The organism is uncultured Erythrobacter sp., from assembly GCF_947502395.1.
In the GTDB taxonomy this organism is placed as follows: domain Bacteria; phylum Pseudomonadota; class Alphaproteobacteria; order Sphingomonadales; family Sphingomonadaceae; genus Erythrobacter.
Genome location: NZ_CANMZM010000001.1, coordinates 805272 through 832075, shown reverse-complemented (window position 1 = coordinate 832075; position 26804 = coordinate 805272). Strand labels below are relative to the sequence as shown.

The following is a 26804-nucleotide window of genomic DNA, read 5'->3' as shown; positions in this document are numbered from 1 at the left end:
ACAATGCTCCGTAGAGCGACCCGTCTTTCTAGATTAAGATGATTTGCGGCGGCCCCGCGAAGCCCCTGGCTTACGGCCGAGGCCGATTTTCTTAGCGAGATCGCGGCGTTTTTCCGCATAGTTTGGCGCCACCATCGGATAGTCCGAAGGTAGATTCCAGCGCTGACGATATTCCTCAGGGGTCATATCGTAATTTGTGCGCAGATACCGTTTCAGCATCTTCAGCTTCTTGCCGTCTTCCAGACAAACAATGTAATCCGGCTTGATCGAAGCACGGATTGACACCGCTGGTTCCGGCCTTTCTTCAACAGCTTCAGGCTCGTCCCCTAACACAGAAAGTGCACCGTAAACGTTTGTGATAAGCCCGGGTACAGCATCAACATCTACGTTGTTATTGCTGAGGTGGGCTGCCACGATATCGCTTGTGAGCGTTATCAACGTCTCTTTCATCTCTATTTCCAAGTCTTGCATGAGTTCCTCTTTTTTTGTCTCGGATTTTTCCGATTTCTCACGCATGGCTTACTCTTATTGAATTGGCAAGTAGGCGCACTTATACTTCGACAAAGATCGGGCAACCTGTCCAATAATTGGAAACGCTATTTGTTTATACGTCCCGCCCAAAAGTAATGGCGTCAACTCGCTCCCCGCTTGCAAGCCGGTAGTAGTTAGGGCGTTGGCCGATGGGCTTGAATCCAACTTTTTCATACAGATGGATCGCAGGGTTGCCTCTTCGCATTTCGAGGAAGATGCGTGTGGTTCCGACTTCTTGAGCCCGTTCGAAAAGGCTGTGCAGGAGACTTTCGCCAAGTCCCCGTCGGCGGAACTGAGGAGAAACTGCAATCAGGAGCAGTTCTTCTTCATCAGCGGCCTTGCGGGTCAGAACAAAGCCGGCAGACTCAAGCGTTCCATTGCGAGGCGAATTGTCCGGAATTGGCTCGCCCGATGCGTCGACAACAAGCCCGTTGGTGCTGGGCATCGCCAAGGCATCCGTGATTTGGCGCCGGCTCCAGGCCTCTCCATAAGCCGGATCGAAGGCCTCTTCCATCACTGCCATGATCCGAGCGACATGAGCGGAGCTAGGGGTCATGCCGGGCGCACGCGTTGGGATTGCGGCACAGCATCGGGCGCGCGACCATAAATGGGTGACAAATCTCGAGCCAGGCAGGCTTGTGGAAGAAGGTTTGCACGAGACGCATCGGGAAGAATGTCAAGCGTGATGAAGTCTGCTTCTTTGCGCATTTCGGCAAACTGACGCGCTCGATTTCCGGCAATTAGGCGGTGACAATCCCGCCGCGCTGCAGCTTCGGGTGTAAGCGAGGCGGCTGGTCCCTGTGGAGTCCCCGGAGAATCAAAGCTTTGCACAAACCACTCACCATGTCCGCCATTCACACAAATAGTGGTGGGTGCTGTGTCGGTCTTGGCATCTTTGCGCGCCATTGCGGCGATCAGAGCAAGTGTTGGATACCCGAGTACTTTGGCCCCCCAAGCAACCCCAAGCGCACGCGCAGCAGCAATGCCGATCCGCACTCCAGTAAAGCTCCCTGGACCAAGCGATGTCATGATTTGATCTGCACGCCCTTTACCGGGAAACGCCTCGATCATTGGGACAAGGCGTTCAGCATGGCCTCTGCCAAGTTCCCGGTGGTCCTGCGCGACGAGCTGGGCACCATCGAAAAGAGCGATGGAGCACGCCTCACTGGCTGTTTCTATAACGAGAGTGCGTCCGCTGCTTTGCATGCCAGCGCCCTGCCTCAGGGAATTACCATTCGCAAGTGCCGTAAAGACCTAGGCGGCGCGAACCTCTGTCACTTCGGGCACGTAGTGCTTCAAAAGGCTTTCGATCCCTTGCTTCAAGGTCATGGTGCTTGATGGGCAACCGGCACAAGCTCCTTGTAGAGTGAGATAAACAACGCCCTCCGAAAATCCGCGATAGGCGATGTCGCCTCCGTCACCGGCAACCGCAGGCCGAACCCGCGTTTCGAGAAGCTCGTGGATCGAGGCGATGACTTCGGCGTCTTCCTCACGGTCTTCGACCAACAGACCTATTTCTTCGCCAGGAACCGAAATACCATCAGCGCTGCCACCAACGAAGAGCGGTGCTTCAGAGACGAAGTGATCAAGCAAGATAGTCACCACTTCAGGCTTGAGCGCGCTCCAACTTGCCCCGGGTGCTGCGGTCACCGTCACAAAATCTGACCCGAAAAAGACATTCACCACCTCGCCAGTGTTGAAAACCGCCTCAGCAAGCGGGCTGGCTTCTGCAGCTTCAGGGGATGCAAATTCGCGCGTTCCGGCAGGCATAACCGTGCGGCCCGGAAGAAATTTGAGGCTAGAGGGGTTCGGTGTGGTTTCCGTCTCGATAAACATGTGGGCTAGATAGGAGTGATGCAGCCCGGCGGCAACCATATGCATTCTATCCCACCATTCACTGGTCCTTCATGCCTTGCATACCTATAGTGTTATTCATGAACTTCTTGATCCGGGCGAGCGCCGCCCTCTCCGTCGCCTTTGCCGCATTCGCCGTTTCTGTTCCCGCGAGCGCGCAGGACCCTCTGACACCTCCGGCCTCGTCCTATGATGTCCCCGCGCCGCAAGCTGTGCAGGGTGAGGATCAGACCCCCTGGCTCTATAAGGACAGCAACGTACCAGTCGACCGCGAATGGGTGTTCGGCGAGATGGCCAACGGCCTTCGCTATGCGGTGCGTCGCAATGGTGTGCCTCCGCGTCAGGTCTCGATCCGGGTGCGTGTGGACGCAGGTTCCTTGCACGAAACCGACGAAGAGCAGGGCTATGCTCACCTTCTTGAGCACCTGCTGTTCCGCGAGAGCCAGTATCTGGGAAAGGCTGAGGCGATTGCCGCATGGCAGCGTTTGGGCGCAACCTTTGGCGCGGATGCCAATGCGGAGACGAGCCCAACGCACACTGCTTACAAGCTCGACATTCCCGATATCGGTCCGGAGAAGCTGAACGAGAGTTTCAAGCTCCTTTCCGGCATGATCAAAGCGCCGGTTTTGAGCGATGAGAACGTCGCTACTGAGCTTCCAATTGTGTTGGCAGAAAAGCGCGAGCGGGGTGGGGCGGCGTTGCGCGTAAGCGATTTGACGCGCCGCACCTTCTTTGCGGGACAACGCCTCTCCACCCGCAACCCGATTGGCATCGATGAAACGCTGATCGCAGCCAATGGCACGAAGGTTCAAGCGTTTTATGACCGGTGGTATCGACCTGAGAAAACCGTGATCGTGGTTGCAGGTGACGCCGATCCTATGGTTCTGGCAGGGCTTGTCGAGCAATGGTTTGGCGATTGGCAGGGAACCGGTGAAGCCGGCGTTGCGCCCGATTTCGGCGACCCTGTGGCCCCGCAAGGTGCGGCCATTGCAAACGGCACGAATCTGCCCATCGGCGAGCTTGGCGTGGCGGTTGAACCCGATCTTCCGCGCAACCTCACCTATGCCATCATGCGGCCGTGGCGCCAGGTTCAGGACACGATTGTGTACAATGAAGGTTTGCTGCTCGATGCCTTAGCTCAAGCGATTATCAATCGTCGCTTAGAGGCGCGCGCCCGTGGCGGTGGCTCTTATCTCTATGCGCAGGTCAGTCAGGATGACGTTTCACGCTCAACCGATGCGACTTTCGTGGCGTTTGCTCCGTTAAGCGAGGACTGGGAAGCTGCCCTTGCTGATGTACGCGGCGTGATTGCCGATGCAATTGCCACCCCACCGACCCAAGAAGAGATCGACCGCGAGGCGGCTGAATTCGATGTGGCCTTTGTCAATTCGGTCGAACAAGAAGCCGTTCAAGCGGGACGCAACCTCGCCGACAACATAGTCAATGCGGTCGATATCCGCGAAACTGTCGCAAGCCCACAAGTGGTGCTCAATGTCTTTCGCGGCATGACTGCCCGAATGAATCCGGAACAGATTCACGCACGCACCAAAGCCCTGTTTAAAGGCGATGTGGTTCGATCAGTCTATGTCACACCTTCGATTGGCGAAGCGGATCAAGCAAAGCTGCAATTGGCGCTTGCGAGCGAAGTCACTGTGGATGACACCGCAAGACTCGCGGCGAAAAGCATCTCTTTCGATGAACTGCCTCCTATCGGCGAACCTGGGACGATCACTGAGCAAGGACCTCTGGGAATTCTTGATGTCGAGAAGGTCGAATTTGCCAATGGCGTGAAGGCGCTGTTGTGGTCGAACAATGCGGAGCCGGGTCGGGTGACAGTGAAGGTGCGTTTTGGCGCTGGCTACCGCGCATTTGATGAGAATAGTGCGGTCTACGCTGCGCTTGGCCAAGGTGCGCTGGTCGGATCGGGGCTTGGCGAGCTTGGTCAAAACGAGCTTGATCGTTTGGCGACGGGCCGGAAGTTGGGTTTCAATTTCGGGATCGACGATGCGGTGTTCACATTCACCGCTCAGACCCGATCGAGCGATGTTGAGGATCAACTGTATCTCTTCGCCGCAAAGCTTGGAGACCCACGCTGGGATGCTGATCCGGTGATCAGGGCCAAGGCGGCTTCTGAACTTGCTTACAACACTTTCTCAACCGGACCGGGACCAGTGCTCAACCGCGATTTGGAGTTCTTCACTTCCGATCAAGACCCGCGCTTTGCAACTCCCACGCCGGAGATGCTTAGCAATGTGACACCGGAGGGTTTCCGGGAGGTTTGGGAACCGCTTTTGGCCCAAGGGCCGATAGAAGTGCTGGTGTTCGGTGAGTTCGACCAAGCTGCGATCGTCGAAAAGCTGCGCCTGACGTTTGGCGCGTTGCCACCGCGGGCACCGATTGCTCCCGAAGTGGCCGAGCGTGTACCCTCTTTCCCCACTGCAGAAGCAGCGCCAACCGTGCTCACTCACCGTGGCGATGCGAACCAAGCGGCCGCCGCTGTCGTTTGGCCAAGTGGGGCTGGCATCGCCCGTATTCGCGAATCCCGTCAGGTCGAAATCCTCGTGCAAATTTTCAGCAACCGCTTACTCGAAGCTTTGCGGGAGCAGGCAGGGGCAAGCTATGCACCCCAAGCCTTTTCCGATTGGCCTTCGGACATCAATGGCGGTGGCAAGATTGTCGCCATTGCTCAGCTAGAGCCTGAGTTCGTGCCCATATTTTTTGCTGAGGCGCGGAAGATTGGTGCTGATCTTGCGGCCAATCCGCCCAGCGCGGATGAGATCAATCGCGTAACTGAGCCGCTTAGCCAAAGGGTACGCCGGGCTTCGACCGGCAATCAGTTCTGGCTCTTCAATCTCGAAGGCGCGAGTAGCGATCCCCTACGGATCGAATTCCTGCGGTCGCTCCTGGCGGATTATTCGCAAACAACGCCCGAGATCATGAAGTTCCTCGCAGGTCGCTACTTTGGAAACGCAAATCCGCTTCAGCTTGCCGTCATCCCTGAAGGGCAGGAGCTCGCCGAAGTGCCTGATGTGCAAGGTGTTCCGGTCGCGAGCATTCCCGCCGTTCGAGCAGCCCCGGCAGTTGGACGATAGGCGCATTATCGAGCATGCAGATCAGAGTACTCGCGAAATAAAGGTGTCCGCGACGACCGACACGCTTTACATATCGATCACACGCGCTTAGGCGCGCGCCCGCAACATATTGAACAGACGAATTATAGTCTCAAAAGAAACGAGTTGGATTGTGGCCCAGAACTGGCAACCGGAAAGCTGGAAGACCTTCGAAGCGCGGCATTTGCCTCATTATGAGGATGCTGGTGAATTGGCTCAGGCTGAAGCGACTTTGGCTGACTATCCACCGCTCGTCTTTGCCGGTGAAGCGCGTGCGCTGAAATCAGATCTTGCAGACGTTGCCAATGGCAATGCCTTCCTGTTGCAAGGCGGTGATTGCGCAGAGAGCTTTGCCGAGTTTCACCCCAACAACATCCGTGACACCTTCCGCGTACTGCTACAGATGGCGATTGTCATGACCTTCGGCAGCAAGTGCCCGGTGGTCAAAGTTGGGCGAATGGCAGGGCAGTTTGCCAAGCCGCGGTCTTCGCCTACCGAGACCAAGGGTGATGTGACTCTGCCAAGCTACCTTGGCGATAACATCAACGGGATTGAGTTTGACCCAGAACAGCGCCGCAATGATCCCGGTCGTATGGTGCGCGCTTATTCGCAAGCTGCCTCAACGCTCAACCTGCTGCGCGCCTTTGCGGGCGGTGGGTATGCAAACCTGCGCCAAGTTCACCAGTGGACTCTTGATTTCATGGGCCGCACGCCGTGGACCGAAAAATTTGCTGAGACCGCTGATCGGATCGGCGAAGCGCTCGACTTTATGGAAGCGTGCGGGGTTGATCCCAACACCGTCCCGCAATTGCAGGGCACGAGCTTCTACACCAGCCACGAAGGGCTCCTGCTCCCATACGAGCAAGCTCTGACTCGACGCGATTCCCTGACCGGCGATTGGTACGCGACCTCAGCACATATGCTGTGGATCGGCGACCGTACCCGCTTCCCGGGCAGCGCTCACGTCGAATTTGCACGCGGTATTCAAAACCCGCTGGGCATGAAATGCGGACCGTCGCTTGAACCTGATGCGCTGATAAAATTGCTCGACGAGCTGAACCCAGCGCATGAAGCGGGACGGATCACGCTGATTTCGCGCTATGGTCACGACAAGGTGCTTGACGGCCTGCCCAAGCTGGTTCGTGCGGTGAAGGCCGAAGGTCATACGGTGGTGTGGTCGTGCGATCCGATGCACGGCAATGTTATCAAATCGGACAGCGGCTACAAAACGCGGCCCTTTGATCGTATCCTTACAGAGGTGAAGGGCTTCTTCGATGTGCACCGTGCTGAAGGCACGCATCCGGGCGGTATCCATATTGAGATGACCGGTCAGGACGTGACCGAGTGTGTGGGCGGTGCCGTTGCTATCACTGATGATGCGCTGGGCGATCGTTATCACACGCACTGTGACCCGCGCCTCAATGCTGAGCAATCGCTTGAGCTGGCCTTCGCCTTGGCCGAGATGTTGAATACTGAGGCGAGCGTTTCACGCGCCGCCGACGCCGCTTAAGCGCGGCTAAGTATTCATCCCAACTCGCAGCATACCTGATGGGCTGTGTTGCGCGTCTCAGCTAAAGCTTCGGGGTCATGCCCGCAGCTGCCTTCTTCGCGCAAACCCGCTTGGCCCATGCGGCTGGGCTGGAGTTAGGGACTGGTTCCGCACAGGCGGGCGGTGAACTTCTTACAACATTCCTGAGCTCGGACTCGCTGCTTTGGGGATGTCTCGCCTTCGCACTAATGGCTCTCTTCACGGTGAGCAGAGTGTTTTTGCGGCGTCGCGAAGAGCGCAAAGTTAGTCGCACCATTCGCATTCAATCGCGCTCGCTGCACGACTTCCTCACTAGGGTCCGCGTCCAGAACGCCACTGGTGAACAAGGCGTATGGCACTACGACTTCACAAGCGGCGCGCAGCAATATTCGGATGACTTCAAGCGGCTGGTGAGCGGAGTGGAGGGCGAGATTCCACCATTCTTTGAGGTGGAAGCAATGCTGGAAAGAGCGGGTATCGACCTTGTTACCCTGGCGCGAGACCACGTTGAAGAAACCGAACCTTATGAAATTCTATTCTCGCTCAAGAAAGGCGATACTGAGCTGCGGCCAATGGTTCTCAAATCCTGCAATCTGCGCAATGGTGAAGGTGTGGTGCAGCGCATGGTCGCCGTGATCAGCGAAGCGCCAGATGACGCTTCCGGCGACCCTGCAAAGCGATAATCTGTCCCATTTTTGCAACTGCATGTTGTGTAATAAGCTTATGACTTCGCACAATTGCTGGCATATGGTTCGCTCTAGTTATCCAGCAAACAGCGCCCGAAAGTGTCACTTGTAATGTGATCGCGGGGGAGGACAGATGCCCACTACCAAACCCTCAATGCAGGATGCCTCCGATGGCCAAGACCTTCGCGGACGCTATTTGGCGACGCGGGCGTTAATGCAGTCCTTAATAGAGCCTCTCTCTGATGCGGATGCTACGGTTCAATCGATGGAAGATGCGAGCCCGGCCAAATGGCATCTCGCGCACACGACATGGTTTTGGGAGACCTTTCTGCTGCGGGACCATGCGAGGGGATATCGACTGTACAATGGACAGTGGCCTTTCCTGTTTAACTCTTATTACGAGGTGGAAGGTGCGCGCATCTCGCGGTTTTCGCGCGGAATGCTCGCGCGTCCCGGTCTCGACGAAGTGCTCGATTGGAGAAGAGCAGTCGACGCGGCGATGGAGCCGCTCTTGGAAGATCCAGCGTTAGGCGATTTGATCGCTCTTGGCATTGCGCATGAGCAGCAGCACATCGAATTGCTCCTGACCGATATCAAACACGCGCTGTTTCAGAATCCGCTCGGCCCGGCAATGTGGGATGAAAGACCATCAGCTCCGGTCGGTAATGCCGCCAGTCAACGAAGCTGGCACCAGCACCCAGGCGGGATCGCCCTGATCGGGCACGATGGAAACGGTTTTGCGTTTGACAATGAAGGCCCGCGACACCGTGTGATGCTCGAACCCTTCGGGCTTGCAGATCGCCTGATCACCAATGGGCAATGGGCCGAGTTTATCACCGATAGCGGGTATGAGACGCCGTCTCTGTGGCTTTCAGATGGGCTTACCTGGGTCCGCGAAAACGCGATCAACGCGCCGCTCTATTGGAAAGATGACGAGCATTTCACCCATAGTGGTTGGCAAAGCCGTGACCCGAATGCACCGGTCACTCATATCTCCTATTATGAGGCCGATGCTTTTGCGACATGGGCAGGCGCACGGCTTCCAACCGAATTCGAATGGGAAGCCATCGCGCGTGGTCAGGATTGTGAGGGCAGCGATACGGCACATGACCCGGGTGCAGGCAATCAGTTGGAAGGCGTCGGCGCGCTCTTGCCAACGGGCAACCAAGGCCTTTTTGGAGACTGCTGGCAATTCACTCGCTCTGCGTATTTGCCTTATCCGCGATTTGCGCCAGCCAAGGGCGCGGTAGGCGAATACAATGGCAAGTTCATGAGTGGGCAGTTTGTCCTCAAAGGCGCAAGCTGCGCCACAGTGCGCGGCCATTCGCGTGCCTCTTACCGCAACTTCTTTTACCCCCATCAGCGCTGGCAATTCACCGGGCTGCGACTTGCAAAGGACCTTTGAGAAAATGAACACCCAAGAAGGGCTTCAGCTGGTCGACCGGGATGAAAGCGGAGTGGACACCGCATTTCGCGAGGATGTGCTGAAGGGTTTGTCGCAAGAGCAAAAGGCGGTCCCGGCGCGCTGGCTCTATGATGATGCCGGATCGCAGTTGTTTGAGGATATTACTCAGCTTCCTGAATACTACCCCACTCGCGCTGAAACTGAGATCCTGAAAGCGCAATCGGCGAGTTTCGCCGAGCGTATTGAGCCGGGCTGCGCAGTGGTGGAGTTTGGCTCTGGCTCATCCGTAAAAACCCCACTGCTGCTCTCAGCGACTGACCCGGCGGCCTATGTGCCGCTCGATATCTCCGGGGATTTCCTGCGTGCCTCGGCACAGGATTTGGCGGGAAAGTTTCCGAATGTGCCTGTCTATCCGGTCGAGGCTGACTTTATGCGCCAGGTTGAATTGCCAAGCGCGGTGACGAACCTGCCCAAGCTTGGGTTCTTCCCCGGCTCCACTATCGGCAATATGGTCCCGCGCACAGCGGTCGACCTCCTTCGTTCGATGCGTGAGACATTGGGCGATGGCGCAAAACTCCTTATCGGCATGGACCTTATCAAGGATGAGGCAGTGCTTGAGGCTGCCTATGACGATGCAGCGGGGGTGACGGCCGAGTTCAACTATAACCTTGTACGCCGGATCAACCGCGAGCTTGAAGGTGATATCAGCCTTGAAAATCTCACTCACGAGGCGCGTTGGAACGATGAGTATGCGCGGGTAGAGATGCATTTGGTGGCGCAGGTTGATTTGCAGTTCACGGTTGCAGGCAAGCGCTTCTCCCTTGCCAAAGGAGCGAGCATTCACACCGAAAATAGTCACAAGTTCAATCGCCGCACGTCGAGCATGATGCTCCTTGCTGGCGGATGGGAACCGCAAGTGCGCTGGCTCGACAGCGATGAGCAATTCTCGCTTATTCTTGCCGAAGCAAAGCCCAACCGCAGCGCGCCTTGATTGCCATTGTCAGTTGAAACCAATTGGTCGCCTGCGCATTGAGCGGTGATGACAACAAATAACAGCGACATTCTTATCATCGGCGCCGGAATGGCGGGCCTTTCCTGCGCAAGCTTACTCACCCAGAAGGGGCTGAAAGTATGTGTACTTGATAAAGGCCGCGGGCCGGGAGGGCGGATGGCTGCGCGGCGAGCGGAGATCGCGGGTGAGACGGTCTCATTTGACCACGGCGCACAATACTTCACCGCGCGCGATGCAGGCTTTCGGCGGGTCGTTGCGTATTGGGAAGAGCAAGGGGTTGTCGCCCGCTGGCTTGCTGCAGGCGAAGACGCCTGGATCGGCGTTCCCGGGATGAACGGCCCCATTCGCGCCATGGGCTTGGAAACCGACGTACGCTGGGCGACGCGTGCGCTTGCGCTTTCGCGCTCGGAAGAAGGGTGGAACGTGAACGCTGGCGAGGAGAGCTTTACTGCCGAGCATGTTCTTGTCGCGGTTCCTGCTGAACAGGCTGCGGAATTGCTGAGCGATGTTGCACCCAAGCTTGCGATCTATCCCGCTGCTGTGCGCTCGGAACCGTGCTGGGCAGTGATGGCAGCCTTTGCGGAGAAGCTGGATATCGATGCTGTCTGTCTGCGAACACCCGAAGCCGCCATCACCTGGGCCGCGCGCAATTCGGCAAAGCCGGGAAGGACCGGAAAGGAATGCTGGGTGCTTCACGCCAGCCCTGATCGCAGCCGTGAGATTATCGACTTGTCAAAGGAAGAGGCAGGCACGGTCCTTTTAGCAGATTTCTTCGAGCAAATAGGTGTAGCTCCAAGGGAACCCATCCATATGGCCGCGCACCGGTGGCTCTTTGCCATGCCTGTGTCACTGAAGGGCGAGCCGGCCTATTTCGATGCCGAGTTGGGCATTGGGATCGCCGGGGATTATCTGCACAGCCCGCGCGTTGAGGGCGCGTTCGTGTCTGGCAGAGCTCTGGCAGAGTTAGTGCTGGCCGCACGCAGCTGACGCGCAACGAGTATCCGTTGCTACGCATGATCTGAGATGTAAGATAAAGTGGCTGGGGTGGCAGGGATCGAACCTGCGAATGCCGGTACCAAAAACCGGTGCCTTACCACTTGGCTACACCCCAGCAGGAGGGGGCGATATAGCGGGTCTTTCAAGGATGTGAAGAGGGTTTGATCGCTTATTGCAAACTTCTGGCTTCATCCAAGCGTCGGGCAGCCATATCGTGCTCCACTCTTTCCATCGTGGCATGGGTCAGGCGATAGAAGATCATGGCACCCGCCGCAGGCAAAAGTGCAAGTGCTGGCAGAATTGCAAAGGCGAAGTTGATGCCTGCAAGAGACTGTGCAGTCTGCTCCACCCCGGGATCAAAGCCAGTCAGCTCCAATGCGATCCCAGGAGCAAAAGCGCCAAGGCCCGTGCCCACCTTCACCCCAAAGATCGACGCGGAGACGGTCAGACCTGTCATCTGCTGACCTGACTTCCATTCTATATATTCGGCAATGTCTGTGAACATTGAGAAGGAAAGGACCATAAGGAACCCAAACCCGACACCGACCACGTATTGTGCCAAGGTTTGCGGCCAAACCGCATCAAGCGGCACGAACGAAAATGCAATTATGCCCAGCATCTTCATTATGCCGCCCGCGATAATCAAATGCGATTTCTCAACCCGGCGCTGGAGGCGTAAGCCGAGGATCACCCCGCTGATTTGTCCGATTGCGAGCGCGGTTAGGAACAATCCAAAGCGGTCAAGGAAGAGGAAAACCGGTGCTCCATCGTCGCCCGCAACATATTTGAAAAAGAAGCGCGCCGATGATGCGCGGCTGGCGATTGAGAGGACCCCAAAAATCGCCGCAATGACAACTGCGATCCACGCGGTGGTCCGAAGGAGTGTCGTGAGATCACGCTTAACAGCTGTGTTCGTAGTTACGGCTGGAATGCGCTCTTTGGTTGTGGCGAATGTGATAATGTAGATGACCACTGACAGCGCAGCAAACACGGCCATGGTCATCATTATGCCGCGCGCTTCGTCGTCACCGCCAAGCTCGCGGATCAGCGTAGTGGCCAGAACGCCCACCATAATTCCGGCAAAACCGGAGAAAAACATCCGATAAGCGGTCACATTGGCGCGCTGCTTGGTCGAAGGTGAGATCACGCCGAGAAGCCCGGAGTAAGGGACGTTGACACCGGTAAAGGCGAGCATGGTGAGGCCGTAGGTCACATAGGCCCAGACCAGCAGCCATCCGGGCGACATGTCAGGCGCGGCAAAGATCGCGAAGCCGGTTAGCCCAAAGGGCAGGGCGCCAAACAGAATGTAGGGGCGATATCGGCCCCACCTTGTTCGGGTGCGATCTGAGATAACGCCCATCACCGGATCAGTGATCGCATCGAAAACGCGTGAGAGCAGCAGCATTAGCGCCATAGCGGCGGGCGCGACTCCGCCCAGATCTACGAAGAAATATAGAAGGTAAGCGCCGAAGAAATTAAGGTAGAGGCCCGAGGGCAGATCCCCGATCCCATAACCCAGCTTTTCAACCAGACCGATGCGCTCGTTCTTTGGGTCTTGCGCCGCGTCGGCCAAGTCAGCTCCTCCTCATTCCACGTACGCTAATGGGCCGAAAGCAGACGAACTTCCAGCCCATTAGTCCGAATAAAGAGGGTGTTGGTCAGAATGTGAAGTCGAGATTCTTGCCTTCGAAGTCTGCTGGTGAGTGGCGCTCAAGCAGTTGCTGGTCTTCATCACCCCAAACCTTGTTCACAAGCCGCCCGCGTTGAACGCCCGGACGCTTGGCAATCTCACGCGCCCAGCGGCCGACGTTTTCGTATTCGTCGATCGAGAGGAAGGTCTTCGCGTCGTTGTAGATTGTGCCTGCAAAGAAGGGCGCTAGCCATGGGAAGTTCGCCATATCAGCGATCGAGTAATCGTCACCTGCCAGGTAGCGGGTTTTGCCGAGCTGCTGGTTGGCGACATCGAAAATCCGCTTGGTTTCCATCGCGTAGCGGTTGATCGGATATTCGTACTTCTCGGGCGCATAGGCGTAGAAGTGACCAAATCCGCCACCGATGAAGGGACCTGTGCCAACTTGCCAAAACAGCCAGGATAAGGTCTCCGCGCGTGCTGCTGGGTCGGTGGGAAGGAACTCACCAAATTTCTCGGCTAAATGCACCAGGATCGCGCCGCTTTCGAAAACGCGGACGTCGGTGTCACCGCTTGCGTCAACCAGTGCAGGGATTTTCGAGTTTGGATTGATGTCCACAAACCCACTTGTGAACTGCACGCCTTCACCAATGTTGATGGTGTAGGCGTCGTATTCTGCGCCCGCATGGCCCTTTTCGATCAGCTCTTCGAGCATAATCGTGACCTTCACCCCATTGGGTGTCGCGAGTGAGTAAAGCTGGAACGGATTGTCACCGCGCGGCAGTGCTTTCTCTTCGCGTGCGCCCGCGGTCGGGCGGTTGATGCTGGCAAAGCGCCCGCCACTTTCCGTGTCGGCGCTCCAGACTGTGGGCGGAGTATACGTTGGGTCGGCCATAAATTCGTGTTCCTTCCATGTAAGAAGAGAGGCGTTCCTCGGACCTTTCTTGCGAGGTATGACGTGGCGTTTTCGATCACTTGATGCAAGCGGGTTGGCCAATGCTTTCGCTGTCAGCCAAGAAAGCCAATCTTGGGCTTGCGCATGGACGATGCATGGAGCAAGGACTCGATAGTCCCCAGGAGGCCCATATGGCTGAAAACACGCACCCCTTTTACGACATGCACACTCACGGTCTCGTGCGTGTTGCAACCGCAACACCATGCCATCGCACAGCCGATGTGGCCTTCAATGTCGAAGGAATTTTGTCTGAGGCGAGGAAGGCCGCCGAGCAGAATGTGGATCTGGTAGTCTATCCCGAACTTTGCATTTCTTCCTATGCGATCGACGATCTGCTGCTGCAAAATGCCGTGCTGGATGCGAGCGAGGAAGCGATCGCGACTTTAGCAGAAGCAAGCGCCGAACTGTCGCCGGTGTTGGTTGTCGGAGCGCCCTTGCGTCGCAATTCCAAGCTTTACAATTGTGCGATTGTGATCGCCGGCGGTGAGGTGCTTGGTGTGATCCCCAAGTCTTATCTTCCCAACTACCGCGAATTTTATGAGAAGCGCTATTTCACCCATGGCCGCAATTGCCAGGATCTCTGGATCAATGTGAACGACGAGGAAGTGCCGTTTGGAACGGACCTCGTTTTCTCTGCATCGAACCTGCGCGGCTTCACCTTTGGCGTTGAGATCTGCGAAGACTTCTGGTCTCCCAACCCGCCGGGGACTTTGGCGGCTCTCGCCGGCGCTTTGATCCTGTGCAACCTCTCCGCTTCACCGATCACCATTGGACGCGCGGAAGATCGGCACATGCATTGCCGCTCCAGCTCGTCGCGTTCGATCTGCGCCTACGTCTATTCGGCCAGCGGTCACGGGGAGAGCACCACTGATCTCGCCTGGGATGGGCAGGGGGTGATCTATGAGATGGGTCAATTGATGGCGGAGAGTGTCCGCTTCGATCTCGATCCTGAGCTGTGCGTGGCGGATATCGATACTGACCGTATCTCCGGTGAGAGAATACGTAATCAGACTTTTTCTGACGCGGCCGAAGCGCATGACCGCCCAGAAGACTCATTCCGCCGAGTGGTGTTTGAACACGCCTATGCGGAAGGCGACATCGGGTTGCAGCGCCCGGTGCGCCGCTTCCCCTTCGTGCCCAACAACGTGAAATCGCTCGATGAAGATTGCTACGAGGCGTTCAACATCCAAGTGGATGCGCTCATGCGCAGGATCCAGGCGACGCAGGCGAAGAACCTTATCATCGGCATTTCGGGCGGGCTCGATTCCACGCATGCGCTGATTGTTGCCTGCAAAGCGTGTGACCGGCTCGGGCTGCCGCGCAGCACGGTGAGGGGGTACACAATGCCCGGCTTTGGTACGTCAGACGATACCAAGTCCAATGCGTGGAAGTTGATGGAAGCCTTCGGCATCACGGCCGAAGAGATCGACATCAAACCTGCCGCCACAAGAATGCTCGAAGATATGGGGCACCCCTTTGCGAGCGGCGAACTGCAGTATGATGTGACATTCGAGAATGTGCAGGCGGGGCTGCGTACCGATTATCTCTTCCGCCTCGCGGGGCAGCATTCGGGTTTTGTCGTGGGAACCGGTGACTTATCGGAGCTCGCGCTTGGTTGGTGCACCTATGGCGTTGGTGACCATATGAGTCACTATGGCGTCAATTCAGGCATACCCAAAACTCTAGTTCGTTACCTCATCCGCTGGACAGCCGAGACTCAGCAATTCAGCACCGAATGTGGTGAGGTGCTGATGAGCGTCTATGAGACAGTGATCTCGCCCGAATTGGTGCCAGCCGGAGTGGATGGAGCGATCCAAGACACTGAAGCGCATATCGGACCATATGAGCTTCATGACTTCTTCCTCCATCATTGCATCCGGTTTGGCCAGCGACCCGGCAAGATCGCTTTCCTTGCCTGGCATGCGTGGCGCGATGCGTCGGCGGGTGAGTGGCCAGCTGGTTTTCCCGAACATCGCAAGCGTGAGTACGACCTTGGCGAGATTGCCAAATGGCTCGAGTACTTTCTGAAACGCTTTTTTGCTTTCTCACAATTCAAGCGCAGCGCAATGCCGAATGGGCCTAAGGTCAGCTCGCAAGGTGCGCTGTCCCCACGTGGCGACTGGCGTGCGCCAAGCGATGCGGTAGCCGATGTGTGGCTTGCAGAATTGCGGGAAGCCCTGCCAGCGGGCACAATCGAGAAATAGCAAACACCGGGAAGCGAGAATGCCTCCCGGTGTCCGTGCGACCCTCAAAAAGGGGGGATGAGGATCGGCTTATCCGCGGTCGAGCGACAGGCGGCCTGGGCCAAAGGCAGCCACAAAGAACATTCCGCCAGCGATAGCCAAGTTCTTGAGAAAGGCTGTCACCTGGTTTTGATCGGCAAAGTCAGCGTGGAAAAAGACCGCTGCTGCAATGCTGAAAAGGCCGAGAGCGGTCGCTGCCGTGCGCGCTTTGAAGCCCACCGCCAACATCAGACCACCGATGATTTCGAGCGCAACGGTCGCGTAAAAGATAGGCCCTGCCAGGGGAAGGCCTGCACTCGCGATGTAGCCGATGGTTCCTTCGGCCGCGCCCAGCTTGTCCACGCCAGCGAGGACGAATAGGCTGGCAAGAAGAACCCTGCCGATCAGGGTCAGTGTGTCCTGCTTACCGGAGGCGATTGTCGAGCCCGAGTCTAGAGTTTGTGCGATCGTGTTCATGATGTCTCTCCTAGGTTGAAATGATGCGGTGTCTGTCAGGCCGCGATTTAGTCGGTTCCTGTGATTTCCGCGATTTTTGCGTGTGCAGCAGCGATCTTGGCCTCGCCATCGTCGCCCATGGTTCCGTCAGCGACAATGAGCTCAACGTCGTGGATTCCAAGGAAGCCGAGGAAGAATTTGAGCCATGGCGACATGAAGTCGAAGTCTGCGCCCACTGGTGTGCCGCCTGAGACAACGGTGATGTAGGCTTTTTTGCCTTCGAGCAGGCCTTTGGGGCCATCAGGTGTGTATTGGAAGGTCGTTCCGGCACGCGCTACCAGGTCGGCCCAGGCCTTTACGCTGGCTGGAACACCGAAATTGTAGATTGGGGAGCTGATAACGATCGTGTCGGCGGCTTGAAGTTCAGCGATCAACTTGTCGGCAATCGCAGCAAGTGCGCCTTGCTCAACCGTGCGTTCCCCAGAGTCGGTAAGACCGGCGTTGAAACGGTCCCAGCTTTGAAATGGGAGGTCATTAGCTGCGAGGTCACGGTGAATGACGCTTGCATCGTTCTTTGCCGATAGGCCATCGACAAGCGCATTACCAAGTGCGTTTGACACGCTTTCATCGCCGCGGATGCTGGCTGTGATGTGGAGGATGTTGGACATGGAAGTTCTCCTGATACTGAACGATTGAAAAAGGGGTGGGGCCGATCTTGGGGGAGAGGGGGGAGGGGATCGGCCCCGAGGGACAAGGTTAAGCGGCGTCGACGAGGACGACTTCGCTATCTTCGAGCGCGGTGACCGTCACGGTCTGTGTGCCGGTGATTGCCACGCCGTCGCGTGCTTTTGCCTCGACATGTTCGACCTGAATTCGGCCTTGGGCCGGTACGAGGTAGAGGTGCCGCGAAGCATCGGCGACATCGTAGGTCACGCTTTCACCAGCCTTGATTGTGGCACCCAAGACCCGTGCGTTGCTGCGAATGGGAAGGGCGTCATTGTCATTAGCGGTTCCGCTGGCGAGGGGCACGAAAGTTCCAGCACGATCATTCTTCGGGAATGGACGTGCTCCCCAGCTCGGCTCGCCTCCGCGCTCATCGGGAACGATCCAGATCTGGAAGATCTGAGTGTCGTTGTCTTCCAAATTATACTCAGAATGTTCAATTCCTGTGCCAGCGCTCATCACTTGGACATCACCGGATTCGGTGCGGCCTTCATTGCCTTGATTGTCGCGGTGCGTAATCGCGCCTTTACGGACGTAGGTGACGATTTCCATGTCGGAGTGAGGGTGAGTTGGGAAACCCTGGCCCGGCAGAATGGTGTCATCATTCCAGACCCGCAGAGAGCCCCAATTGACCCGGGCCGGATCGTGATAGCCGCCAAAGGAGAAGTGGTGATGGGCATCAAGCCAGCCGTGATTGGCGCTGCCAAGGCCTTCAAATGGGCGGAGTTCGATAATTGGATTGGTCATGGTCTTTGCTCCTTTTGTAAGCGTCGGCCTGAGGGTTCTGAGTGAGGCCTTTGCTTCGTTGAAAAGAGAGATAGCCATGCATCTGCCAACAGATAAGTGAGATAAAACTTGCCAAAATGTTCAAATTATTCGAACATTTTCGAATGAGGAGATTTCGATGAGATTGGGCGACCCAAGTCTGGATCACCTGCGTATATTTCTGGCCGTGGTGGAAGAGGGCAGCTTTGGCGGCGCGGCGCGGCGTATGAACCGCGCCGTCTCGGCAGTAAGCTATGGCATTGCCCAATTGGAGGCGCAGTTGGCGGTTTCCCTGTTTGAACGCGAGGGTTCGCGCAAGCCAGTGTTGACCAAAGCGGGCGAAGGATTGCTCGCCGAAGCGCGGCATGTGGCTGACGGCGTCGATCACCTTCTCGCAAAAACCCGCTCGCTTCACGCGGGACTCGAAAGCGAGGTTGGTTTGGTCATCGACGTCATGGTGCCAGGCGAAGCCACCGCGACGGTGCTCAGCCTGTTTCGGGAGCGCTACCCCACGGTTGCGCTGCGGCTAAGGGTCGAGGGGCTAGGCGCGGTGGCGACCTGTCTTATTGACGAAGGGGCGCAGCTTGCCATTGGCGGACCAATTGTAGGCTCTGATCCCACATTGGAGCGCCAGGCGATTGGCGAAGTGCAACTTATTCCCGTGGCGGCTCCTGACCATCCGCTCGCGGCTTCAAATATCGCCCCGGGGGAGAGCCGCAAACACTTACAGCTTGTTCTGTCCGATCGATCAACCCGCACGGAAGGGCGCGAGTTCTCGGTTCTTAGCCCGCTCACTTGGCGGCTAGGCGATTTAGGCGCGAAGCACTCGCTGCTTAAGCAGGGCCTTGGTTGGGGCAATATGCCACGCGAGATGGTAGCGGGAGATCTCGCGGATGGACGACTTGTAGAGTTGGATTTGCCAGAAAAGCCGGGCGATCATTACACGCTTTATGCTCTTTGGATGCGCGACTCGCGATTGGGTCCAGCCACGAGCTGGCTAATCGATACATTTAAGGAGGCGCTCAGCGCTTAATCGTTTCTGAGCCAGGCAAGTGCTTGAGCTTTGTCGTCGAACACTTTGAGATTTATTCCGTCGTTGATGCGCTTGTACTGCATGGTGGCGAGTTGAGAGTCGCTGATGATCGCTGTGCGCACGACCCCAAGACGGGCCGATTCTTGGACAACCACTCGAATGCCCTCTGCGATTTCGCGTGTCTGAGTTACAAACCCGGTCAGATCGCCCAAAACTCGCATCTTGATCCCTTCCGAATAGAACGGTTTCGCCTCGGCAAGCAGAGCGCGTGAAAAGTCGGCAAGAGTAGCCTCAGTCCACATACCAGATGCGGTGAAGTGGAATTCTTTCCTGACCAGGTCGGCAGTCATTGAGAATGATGGTGCGAGCGATTGCATGCCTTTGCAATAGGCATGGACTGGTAAAAAATCTGCTAAATCGAGCGATCTGTTGCCGGGGTAAAGACTATCGGCTCGTCGTCTGGTTGCCACGGCGTGAACTTCGGCATGATTTTGGCGAAGAGGTCAGATGTGAGGTGATTGTCGAGCCATGGGTGGATATGCGGCAGGTCCTGCGCATCAAACCAATCGCGCTTGTGGTTCGCAAATTGGCGGACGAAGGGGAATAGCGCGATATCGGCAAGGCTGCGGCTATCGCGAGCAAGTGAACCGTTCTCGCCAATCTTCGCATCCCATTTCTTGAGGATCGCGAGACCCGCAGCCTGATGGTCGACCTCGCCGAAGCTGGGCTCATCCTCATAACGGTTGGGGTATTTGTAGCGGTCAAGGTGGTGTTTGAACGGGCCATCGGCTTCGGCGATCAATTCCGTATTATCACCAGCGAGCCAATCTTCTGGATCGTTTTGATTGAGTGCCCAACGCATGATTGCGATGCTCTCTTCGACGACGGAGCCATCGCCAAATTCGAGCACCGGAACGGTTGCCTTAGGGCTGGCTTTGAGCAACTCTTGTGGCTTGCTCGCAAGCTTTACCTCGCGAAGCTCCACCGCAATCCCCGCAATCCAGAGCGCCATCCGCGCCCTCATCGCATAGGGGCAGCGGCGAAAGCTGTAGAGGATGGGAAGATCGGTCATTTCGCTTTGGCGGCTCGCTCTTTCTCAAGCTCGCGCTGACGTTGGCGTTCGGCATAGCGGGCGCGCTGCGCCTCGCTCTTTTCGTCATAGCAATAGGGGCACGAGACCCCTTCGGCGTAGTGGTCGTGCGCCATGTCTTCATCAGTGATCGGGCGGCGGCATGCACGGCACAGGTGATAATCACCTTCTTCAAGGCCGTGTTTGACCGTCACCCGCTCATCAAAGACAAAGCAGTCGCCATGCCACTTGCTTTCGGCCTCAGGCACGGTTTCGAGATATTTTAAGATGCCGCCTTTTAGGTGGTAGACATCCTCGACACCTTCACCGCGCAAGAAACTGGTCGATTTCTCGCAGCGAATACCGCCGGTGCAGAACATCGCGATCTTCTTCTTACCCTCAAGCAGTTCTTCGCGGTTGTCGCGGAACCATTTGGGAAATTCACGGAATGAAGTGGTCTCCGGGTCCACCGCTCCCTCGAACGTGCCCACGGCGACTTCATAGTCATTGCGCGTGTCGATCACGATGGTGTCGGGATCAGAAATAAGGGCGTTCCAATCCTCGGGCGCGACATAGCGGCCAACGCTCTGGCGCGGGTCAACGCCGGGCTCCCCCATGGTGACGATTTCGCGCTTGAGGCGCACTTTCATGCGCGCAAAGGGCGCTTCGGAGGCGTATGAGAATTTGACGTCGGTGCCCGCGCAGCCGGGGAGCGAGCGAATATGATCGACCACCGCGCCAATCGCATTGTCGCTTCCTGCGATGGTGCCGTTGATGCCCTCGTTTGCGAGCAAAAGCGTGCCCTTGGTCCCCGCCTCCTCGCAGATCGCCAGCAGGGGCTCGCGGATCGCCGCTGGGTCTTCAAACGGCGTGAAGCAGTAGAGGGCTGCGACGGTGTATTGACCACTCATGCCCTATTCCCGGATGACTGGCAGGCCGATGGCGCGACGCGCAGGCTAATACCTCGCCTTTCAAGCAATACTTGATCGTCCTTTCGGCACGAATTCAGAACGTGAGTAGAAATTTGAACGGTCCTTTGCGACCCATCGTTCAAACGGACATTCATCAATGGACGGGGGCCATCTTCAAATGGTCGCTCTCCAAAAGAGATTACTGTCGCATGTTCCAACTTGGGATCGGCGCTTTGGGATTCTGCAATCAGATAGAGACCTGCGCTACAAATGAGCGCAATTCCGCCCATCCAGACAATGAGACTACGGCTTCGCTGGAGTCTCTCCTGAAAAGTTGGAGCGAGCGGGTCCATCATCACTCAAACCCGCGTCACCCAGCCGTGTTGATCTTCAACGCGGCCATTTTGTACGCCCACCAGCTTCTCGCGCATTTTCTGGGCCATTTGGCCGATGCCGCCGGTGCCGATGGTGAACTCACCCGAAGCCGAGGCGACCGTGCCCACAGGCGTCACCACAGCAGCGGTCCCGCAAGCAAGCGTCTCTAGCAATTCACCGCTCTCCGCTTCCTCGCGCCATTGCGTGATGGAGTAGGGCTCTTCGCGCACCTCAAGGCCTTCCTCGCGCAGCATCGCGATGAGGCTATCGCGGGTGATGCCCGGAAGGATTGTGCCGGTTAGAGGCGGAGTGATGACGCTGCCATCGCGGCGGATGAAGAACAGGTTCATACCGCCGAGCTCTTCGACCCATTGCTTCTCGACCGCATCAAGAAAGACGACCTGATCACAGCCATGCTCGATTGCTTCCGCTTGAGGGACAAGAGAGGCTGCGTAATTGCCGCCGGTTTTTGCTGCACCTGTCCCACCAGGGGCTGCGCGCACGTAATCTTGGCTCACCCAGATTTTCACCGGGTTCACGCCGCCTTTGAAGTAATTTCCCGAAGACACGAGGATCACGACGAACTTGTATTGCTTGGCCGGTCGCACTCCGAGGAAAGCCTCGGATGCAAACATGAAGGGGCGTATGTAGAGCGAGCCACCCTCAACCGGCGGCATCCACTTGGCATCTGTCTCTACCGCAAGCTTCACCGCATCAAGGAACAGGTCCTCAGGGATTTCCGGCATTGCCATGCGGCGGGCACTGGCGTTGAAACGACGCGCATTTTCTTCAGGGCGAAAAAGGGCAAGGCCACCATCTACATGCCGGAATGCCTTCATCCCTTCGAAGATCTCCTGTGCGTAGTGCAGCACGCTTGCAGCTGGATCGAGCGGGATGGCTTCACGCGGACCGATCTGCGCCGAATGCCAGCCGCCTTTCGCTTCGTCATAGTCGACTGTGACCATGTGATCGGTGAACACAGTGCCAAAGCCGGGATCGGCAATCGCGGCTCCGCGGGCATCGTCAGACGTAGGCGCAGAGTGGGGAATGTGAGTGAATTTCATGCAACTGCCGATAATAGCGAGCGCGGATTAGGGCAAGGATATTGGGCCGGTTGGGTTGGCCGGTCCGAAGGGCCGCAAGAGCAATCTTGCGCCCCCTTCGGCTGGCTGACAAGTCAGCCGCAAAGGACAAACTTCGCAGGGGCAACTTGCCTTCCCGTCTAGCGAGGACGCGCCCGCGGATGCGGCTGGACGAGACAAACAATCTCCAATTGAAAAGGGCGCTTCCAAGCCCGTGGTTGGAAACGCCCTTTCATGGTCAGCGGCGGTAAGCGCCGCTCACGAAGCCTTACTCAGGTAATGAATTACCGAATATGCTCCGTGCGGAAACTTGCCGACCTCTCTACTGAACCATGAGACATCGGATCACCTCCTTTCGCGCTAGTAAGCCAAGACCCCTACCGATCACCGGGGGAGCCGAGAGCCGCGTGTGCCGCTGGCCTCAACAGCATTTGTGAATCACTCCAAAGGTGTTCGCAAGACTTGAAATATACTTTTCCCACGTCATACTCTTCGCCCGTTGCTCAGTAGCGCGACCAGTGAGCGCCCAGGGATTTCCGAGGGCGCTTTTTGATTCCAACCCTGAGGGGAGGGAGGCTGTGGACACCAAGTGCACAAGCCTGTGGATATTAATGTATAGAATCGGGAAAAAGTGTCGCCACTGCACTCGCTAGATGTCTTTTGCGGCGCTTTGGGCTCATCGCGGGCAGGCGGTCGCCCTTGCGCCTGCGCTGCAGCCCTTCAGCGACAATCCTCGATCACGCGTGTGATCTCTGCCCAGGCTGGCGGGTAGAGCGTGCTTTGACCAGATAATGCGATCGCAAAACGTCCGCGTGACAGTGCGATTGCATCAAGCAGCGGATCACTTGGAGAAAGATCGGCAGCAACTATGCCCACATCTGGCAGGCGCTGCGTTGCAGCGATGCGCTGACGTCTGGTTTCGGTTCCGATCAGCATCTCAACGGGTTCGGTCGACGGGTTGCCATAGCGTCCAATGCCTACCAGCCGTTCTTCCAGATCACACCTGACAATCGCAAGGGGGCGGGTGCTGGAAGCTGAAAATAGCGCAAAGGTTTCGTTTGGTTCTGCAACATATTCCCACGACCCAGGTGTCTGTGATTGCTCAATCCAGTCCGCGGACAATACGGGTGGCGGCGCTGGTGCCGGAGTTGGCATTGGCGCAGGAGATTGTACGGGCGGCGGCGGTGGTGCTGGCTGTGATACAGGCTCTGATACAGGCGCCGGTGCTGGATTGGCGATCGGTGCAGGAACGTCCGGGAGAGCCACACAAGCAGCAATCCCAAAGGACATTGCAAGTGCACCGACAGTGTAAAAGTAAGTTGCTTTCATGCCGCTTCAATGCGCGCTAACGCATTGCGCGTCTATGACTAAAGCGACAAAATCACCCAAATCTCGCGTGGATCAATTATTGGTAGAACGCGGCCTCGCTGAAAGCCGTACTCGCGCTCAGGCGCTCATCATGGCAGGCGTTGTGTTTGCGGGTGAGACCAAGGTGGCCAAAGCTGGCCAGCAGTTGGTTTCGGATGCCCCGCTTGAGGTGCGTGGGCGCGACCACCCTTGGGTGAGCCGGGGTGGGATCAAGCTCGCACACGCGATTGAGCACTTTGGTCTCGATGTGAGCGGTGCTGTGGCGATGGATATCGGCAGTTCCACCGGCGGTTTTACGGATGTGATGCTGCAGGGCGGGGCGGCGCATGTTTTTGCGGTGGATTCAGGCACCAACCAGCTCGCATGGAAACTTCGTCAGGACGAACGTGTGACGGTGCTTGAGCAAACGAGTGCGCGCATTCTCACTCGCGATCACATTACACAGGACTGCAATCTTGTAGTGTGCGACGCGAGCTTTATCGGGCTTGCCAAGGTGCTTGAGCGACCGCTCGAACTGGCGGCTGGCAAATGTCGTCTGGTCGCTCTGATCAAACCTCAATTCGAAGTGGAAAAGCACGAAGTTGGAAAAGGTGGTGTGGTGCGCGACGCGGCTCTGCACGAACGCGTTTGTGATGAATTTCGCGCGTGGTTAGAAGAGCTTGGCTGGCACATTGAAGGGGTTGTGCAAAGTCCTATCACTGGCCCGCAGGGCAATGTGGAGTTCTTGATTTCAGCGGTGCGCGGTTGACGCCTACTCTAGATCAAGTGAGCTCAGCTTGGTGTCGAGATCGATGGGAATCTGGCTTAAAACCTCGACACCGCTTTTCTTGTTGTAAGCATCTTCGCCGAACTCGGCTTCAAGTTCCGCGTGACGCATGTCGCGCTCTTTCAAGAGCACCGCAATCTCATCCCGATATAGCGCAACCATCGCGGTAACAAAGCGGTTGACGAGGTCGTCCTGGTTGGTGTGATCGACGTTAAAGTCTGGCAGGTGCTCAATCATCACGTCGGCCGGATAGAGGAACTCATTGGTCACAAACCGGTTCACCGTGAACCAGCTGCGTGGAATGCCATTTGTGTCAATCGACAGCGTGATCAGGTGGGTAACATGCGCACGGGCATCCTCGCCTTGCGGCGGCCACACTTTGGGCTCCAGTCCCTCGGGCAGCTGCGTGCGGTGAAGGAAAAGGTGAAAGTGCCCGTGCTCGTCCGTGTCGCGGCTGCCGGGTGCATGAACGTGATAATACCAGCGAGACTTGCAGAATTTGTCGCGCGCGTCGTTCTTTGGGTAGTGGGTCCAGAAGGTAGCGCCATCTTCGGGGACAACCCTCAGCATCAGTGGTTTTTGCTCCTGCGCCATCTCAGTGATTGTCTCAATCACCGTATGGGCAGCTTCAATCTGGGTCATCGGCTGTTTGGTCGCGGCTTCTGTCGTCATAGTCTGTCTTTCTAACGATCCGATTGGAAAGTTACAGCTACAATATCGCGGCATTCGTGGATTTGAGCGGCGTCAAATCCAGATGCAAAACGACCGGCGGCAACCTTCGTTGCCACCGGTCGAATTGTAACGCGTGGTTCGCGTTGCTTGAGCTTACGCAGCGGCGCAGCAAGCAGCGCCACAGCAGCCGCCTTCGCATGCAGCAGCACAGCAGCCAGCAGCACAGCAACCAGCAGCACAGCAGCCACCTTCGCATGCAGCAGCACAGCAGCCAGCAGCACAGCAGCCAGCAGCACAGCAAGCTACAGCTTCAACCGAAGTTTCGTCAGCTGCAGTATCTGCTTCTTCAGCAGGAGCTGAGCAAGCGGCAGTTGCGAGCGCAAGACCGCCAGAAACAGCGAGCATTGAAGCAAAGTTGGTCTTTTTCATCAAATGTTCCCCTCAAATGGGACGTGGGACCCCTAGGTGGTCTGTCCCAGTTGGTACCTGGAGCGCGAGGATAATTCCGGCCGCAGCGCCCCGAATCACGGCAAGAATGTGGCAACGCTAACACAATGTGGCGAAAGCGCGAACGGTCTTTCTCAAAAACGTCACAAAAGTTCGGCCAAGCGAGACACTTGCACGGCAGGTGTGCCTAGCGATTTGCACGAGAATGCGGCTCGTGTATCGCGGTCAACAACGGGAAAACAGGGCGAATCGCACAGCGACCAAGTCCTCAGGAGACGCGATGAACTTTCTGGCTTCCAAAGCGCAATTGCGGGCAAGTTTTGCACGCTGGTCGCTCTTTATGGTTCCGCTTATAGTCCTGCTCGGCTTTTTGGGTGGGCAGTTGGGCAGCCCTGACACGGTGTGGTTTCAAAGCCTTGCTAAGCCCGCGATTTTCCCGCCTCCCGCAGCGTTCGGCATCGTGTGGACCATTCTCTATGTAATGATCGGCCTGTCGGTTGCGCTGGTGGCGAGCGCATGGGGTGCGCATGGACGAGGTATCGCAATCATTGCCTTTGCGATCCATTTTGTAGGCAATCTGGCTTGGACCTTCGCCTTCTTCGGGATGCAAAATATGACAGCAGGGTTGGGCATCTTGATCTTTACGACGTTGACGCTGCTGGTGGTGCTTTGGCTATTCTGGCGGGTTCGGCGCCTCGCCGCGATTGTCCTTCTGCCGTATTTGGCATGGGTGGCATTTGCGAGCGTGCTGAATTGGCAGTTTCTCGTCGAGAATCCGAATGGCGGTGCGACTGGAGGTGAAGCGGGCGCCGTGGAACGGGTGGAGTTCTAGGCAAGCATTGGGCAAACCTCTTGCCCTTTGAGTGTAGCGTCGCCAAATGGTCCTTATGCAAAGCCAAAACCCATTGCTCGCCGATCTTGTGAAACTCGCAAACGGTGCCGCTGGCACCGTCGCTGGCATGTCGCGGGAGGCGCGAGAGAACGCGCGCGAACGTTTGCGCGAAACACTGGGCGGAATGGATTTTGTCAGCAGGGAAGAGTTTGATACGGTCAAGGCGATGGCGCAAAAGGCACGCGAGCAAGCCGATGCTCTCGAAGCCAAAGTGGCAGAACTCGAAGCGAAGCTTTCAGGGAAGTAATTCGACCGCAATTTGACATTGCGCGAAGGGGGCGATCCTCTAGTCTGCTGATCGAACCGCAGGCTAGAA

Annotated in this window: 27 protein-coding genes and 1 tRNA gene; 11 read left to right on the top strand and 17 right to left on the bottom strand. The window is 56.9% G+C overall.

Annotated features, from left to right (window positions below; genetic code table 11):
• Positions 1-33: 33 nt before the first annotated feature.
• From Q0778_RS04005 to Q0778_RS03990, 4 genes are all read right to left on the bottom strand, one after another.
• Positions 34-471 carry a MucR family transcriptional regulator gene (locus Q0778_RS04005; protein WP_298305515.1) on the bottom strand — a complete coding sequence of 146 codons (438 nt, stop codon included), beginning with the start codon at positions 469-471 and terminating at the stop codon, positions 34-36.
• Between the two features lie 133 nt (positions 472-604).
• Positions 605-1087, bottom strand: a complete 483-nt coding sequence (locus Q0778_RS04000) for a GNAT family N-acetyltransferase (RefSeq protein WP_298304089.1) — start codon at positions 1085-1087, stop codon at positions 605-607.
• Positions 1084-1737 (bottom strand): tRNA (adenosine(37)-N6)-threonylcarbamoyltransferase complex dimerization subunit type 1 TsaB, encoded by a 654-nt coding sequence (tsaB, locus tag Q0778_RS03995; protein WP_298334196.1) that lies wholly within the window; start codon positions 1735-1737, stop codon positions 1084-1086. The genes Q0778_RS04000 and tsaB overlap by 4 nt, the downstream gene beginning before the upstream one ends.
• Positions 1738-1785: 48 nt before the next feature.
• On the bottom strand, positions 1786-2367 hold the full coding sequence (locus Q0778_RS03990; RefSeq protein ID WP_298305518.1) for a NifU family protein: 582 nt from the start codon (positions 2365-2367) through the stop codon (positions 1786-1788).
• A gap of 98 nt (positions 2368-2465) precedes the next feature.
• Here Q0778_RS03990 and Q0778_RS03985 point away from each other — a divergent pair, with 98 nt between their 5' ends.
• The 6 genes from Q0778_RS03985 (at position 2466) to Q0778_RS03960 (ending at position 11113) form a co-directional block, all read left to right on the top strand.
• Entirely contained in the window at positions 2466-5477 is a 3012-nt protein-coding gene (locus tag Q0778_RS03985; RefSeq protein ID WP_298334195.1) for a M16 family metallopeptidase, read from the top strand.
• 151 nt (positions 5478-5628) lie between these two features.
• A complete protein-coding gene (locus Q0778_RS03980; RefSeq protein ID WP_298334193.1) occupies positions 5629-7005 on the top strand; it encodes a class II 3-deoxy-7-phosphoheptulonate synthase in 1377 nt (458 codons plus the stop codon).
• Between the two features lie 77 nt (positions 7006-7082).
• The gene (locus Q0778_RS03975; protein ID WP_298334190.1) at positions 7083-7706 is read left to right on the top strand and encodes a hypothetical protein; all 624 of its coding nucleotides are present in this window, start codon (positions 7083-7085) and stop codon (positions 7704-7706) included.
• Positions 7707-7842: 136 nt separating this feature from the next.
• A complete protein-coding gene (egtB, locus tag Q0778_RS03970; RefSeq protein ID WP_298334188.1) occupies positions 7843-9114 on the top strand; it encodes an ergothioneine biosynthesis protein EgtB in 1272 nt (423 codons plus the stop codon).
• A 4-nt stretch (positions 9115-9118) separates the two neighbouring features.
• Positions 9119-10105 (top strand): L-histidine N(alpha)-methyltransferase, encoded by a 987-nt coding sequence (gene egtD / locus Q0778_RS03965; protein WP_298334186.1) that lies wholly within the window; start codon positions 9119-9121, stop codon positions 10103-10105.
• 48 nt (positions 10106-10153) lie between these two features.
• Positions 10154-11113, top strand: coding sequence for an FAD-dependent oxidoreductase (locus tag Q0778_RS03960; protein ID WP_298334184.1), 960 nt, complete (start codon positions 10154-10156; stop codon positions 11111-11113).
• 49 nt (positions 11114-11162) lie between these two features.
• Here Q0778_RS03960 and Q0778_RS03955 read toward each other — a convergent pair.
• From Q0778_RS03955 to yghU, 3 genes are all read right to left on the bottom strand, one after another.
• A tRNA-Gln gene (locus tag Q0778_RS03955) sits at positions 11163-11237 on the bottom strand.
• A gap of 54 nt (positions 11238-11291) precedes the next feature.
• Complete coding sequence (locus Q0778_RS03950; RefSeq protein WP_298334182.1) at positions 11292-12695, bottom strand: glycoside-pentoside-hexuronide (GPH):cation symporter; 1404 nt, start codon at positions 12693-12695, stop codon at positions 11292-11294.
• 85 nt (positions 12696-12780) lie between these two features.
• The gene (yghU, locus tag Q0778_RS03945; protein WP_298334179.1) at positions 12781-13647 is read right to left on the bottom strand and encodes a glutathione-dependent disulfide-bond oxidoreductase; all 867 of its coding nucleotides are present in this window, start codon (positions 13645-13647) and stop codon (positions 12781-12783) included.
• 191 nt (positions 13648-13838) lie between these two features.
• On the opposite strand from yghU, the gene Q0778_RS03940 reads away from it, so the two are divergent.
• Complete coding sequence (locus Q0778_RS03940) at positions 13839-15911, top strand: NAD(+) synthase (protein ID WP_298334177.1); 2073 nt, start codon at positions 13839-13841, stop codon at positions 15909-15911.
• Positions 15912-15980: 69 nt separating this feature from the next.
• On the opposite strand, the gene Q0778_RS03935 is transcribed toward Q0778_RS03940, so the two are convergent.
• The 3 genes from Q0778_RS03935 to Q0778_RS03925 form a co-directional block, all read right to left on the bottom strand.
• On the bottom strand, positions 15981-16406 hold the full coding sequence (locus tag Q0778_RS03935) for a DoxX family protein (RefSeq protein WP_298334175.1): 426 nt from the start codon (positions 16404-16406) through the stop codon (positions 15981-15983).
• A gap of 47 nt (positions 16407-16453) precedes the next feature.
• On the bottom strand, positions 16454-17053 hold the full coding sequence (locus tag Q0778_RS03930) for an NAD(P)H-dependent oxidoreductase (RefSeq protein WP_298334174.1): 600 nt from the start codon (positions 17051-17053) through the stop codon (positions 16454-16456).
• A gap of 88 nt (positions 17054-17141) precedes the next feature.
• Positions 17142-17843, bottom strand: coding sequence for a pirin family protein (locus Q0778_RS03925; RefSeq protein ID WP_298305521.1), 702 nt, complete (start codon positions 17841-17843; stop codon positions 17142-17144).
• Positions 17844-18012: 169 nt separating this feature from the next.
• Here Q0778_RS03925 and Q0778_RS03920 point away from each other — a divergent pair, with 169 nt between their 5' ends.
• A complete protein-coding gene (locus Q0778_RS03920; protein WP_298334173.1) occupies positions 18013-18906 on the top strand; it encodes a LysR family transcriptional regulator in 894 nt (297 codons plus the stop codon).
• Here the strand turns inward: Q0778_RS03920 and Q0778_RS03915 are convergent.
• From Q0778_RS03915 to Q0778_RS03895, 5 genes are all read right to left on the bottom strand, one after another.
• Complete coding sequence (locus Q0778_RS03915; RefSeq protein WP_298334171.1) at positions 18903-19256, bottom strand: STAS/SEC14 domain-containing protein; 354 nt, start codon at positions 19254-19256, stop codon at positions 18903-18905. The genes Q0778_RS03920 and Q0778_RS03915 overlap by 4 nt on opposite strands.
• 62 nt (positions 19257-19318) lie before the next feature.
• Positions 19319-19978, bottom strand: a complete 660-nt coding sequence (locus Q0778_RS03910) for a glutathione S-transferase (protein WP_298334169.1) — start codon at positions 19976-19978, stop codon at positions 19319-19321.
• Positions 19975-20886 (bottom strand): rhodanese-related sulfurtransferase, encoded by a 912-nt coding sequence (locus Q0778_RS03905; RefSeq protein WP_298334166.1) that lies wholly within the window; start codon positions 20884-20886, stop codon positions 19975-19977. Before Q0778_RS03905 ends, Q0778_RS03910 begins: the two co-directional genes overlap by 4 nt.
• Before the next feature lie 359 nt (positions 20887-21245).
• Positions 21246-22325 (bottom strand): branched-chain amino acid aminotransferase, encoded by a 1080-nt coding sequence (locus Q0778_RS03900; RefSeq protein ID WP_298334164.1) that lies wholly within the window; start codon positions 22323-22325, stop codon positions 21246-21248.
• Positions 22326-23063: 738 nt separating this feature from the next.
• A complete protein-coding gene (locus Q0778_RS03895; protein WP_298304130.1) occupies positions 23064-23672 on the bottom strand; it encodes a hypothetical protein in 609 nt (202 codons plus the stop codon).
• A gap of 34 nt (positions 23673-23706) precedes the next feature.
• Here Q0778_RS03895 and Q0778_RS03890 point away from each other — a divergent pair, with 34 nt between their 5' ends.
• Complete coding sequence (locus Q0778_RS03890) at positions 23707-24459, top strand: TlyA family RNA methyltransferase (RefSeq protein ID WP_298334162.1); 753 nt, start codon at positions 23707-23709, stop codon at positions 24457-24459.
• 3 nt (positions 24460-24462) lie between these two features.
• Here Q0778_RS03890 and Q0778_RS03885 read toward each other — a convergent pair whose 3' ends face one another.
• A complete protein-coding gene (locus tag Q0778_RS03885; protein ID WP_298334159.1) occupies positions 24463-25149 on the bottom strand; it encodes a hypothetical protein in 687 nt (228 codons plus the stop codon).
• 11 nt (positions 25150-25160) lie between these two features.
• Positions 25161-25445, bottom strand: a complete 285-nt coding sequence (locus Q0778_RS03880; protein ID WP_298334156.1) for a hypothetical protein — start codon at positions 25443-25445, stop codon at positions 25161-25163.
• Between the two features lie 431 nt (positions 25446-25876).
• On the opposite strand from Q0778_RS03880, the gene Q0778_RS03875 reads away from it, so the two are divergent.
• Both Q0778_RS03875 and Q0778_RS03870 read left to right on the top strand, forming a co-directional pair.
• On the top strand, positions 25877-26428 hold the full coding sequence (locus Q0778_RS03875; RefSeq protein WP_298334153.1) for a TspO/MBR family protein: 552 nt from the start codon (positions 25877-25879) through the stop codon (positions 26426-26428).
• 55 nt (positions 26429-26483) lie between these two features.
• Positions 26484-26735, top strand: a complete 252-nt coding sequence (locus Q0778_RS03870) for an accessory factor UbiK family protein (RefSeq protein WP_298334151.1) — start codon at positions 26484-26486, stop codon at positions 26733-26735.
• Positions 26736-26804 lie beyond the last annotated feature (69 nt).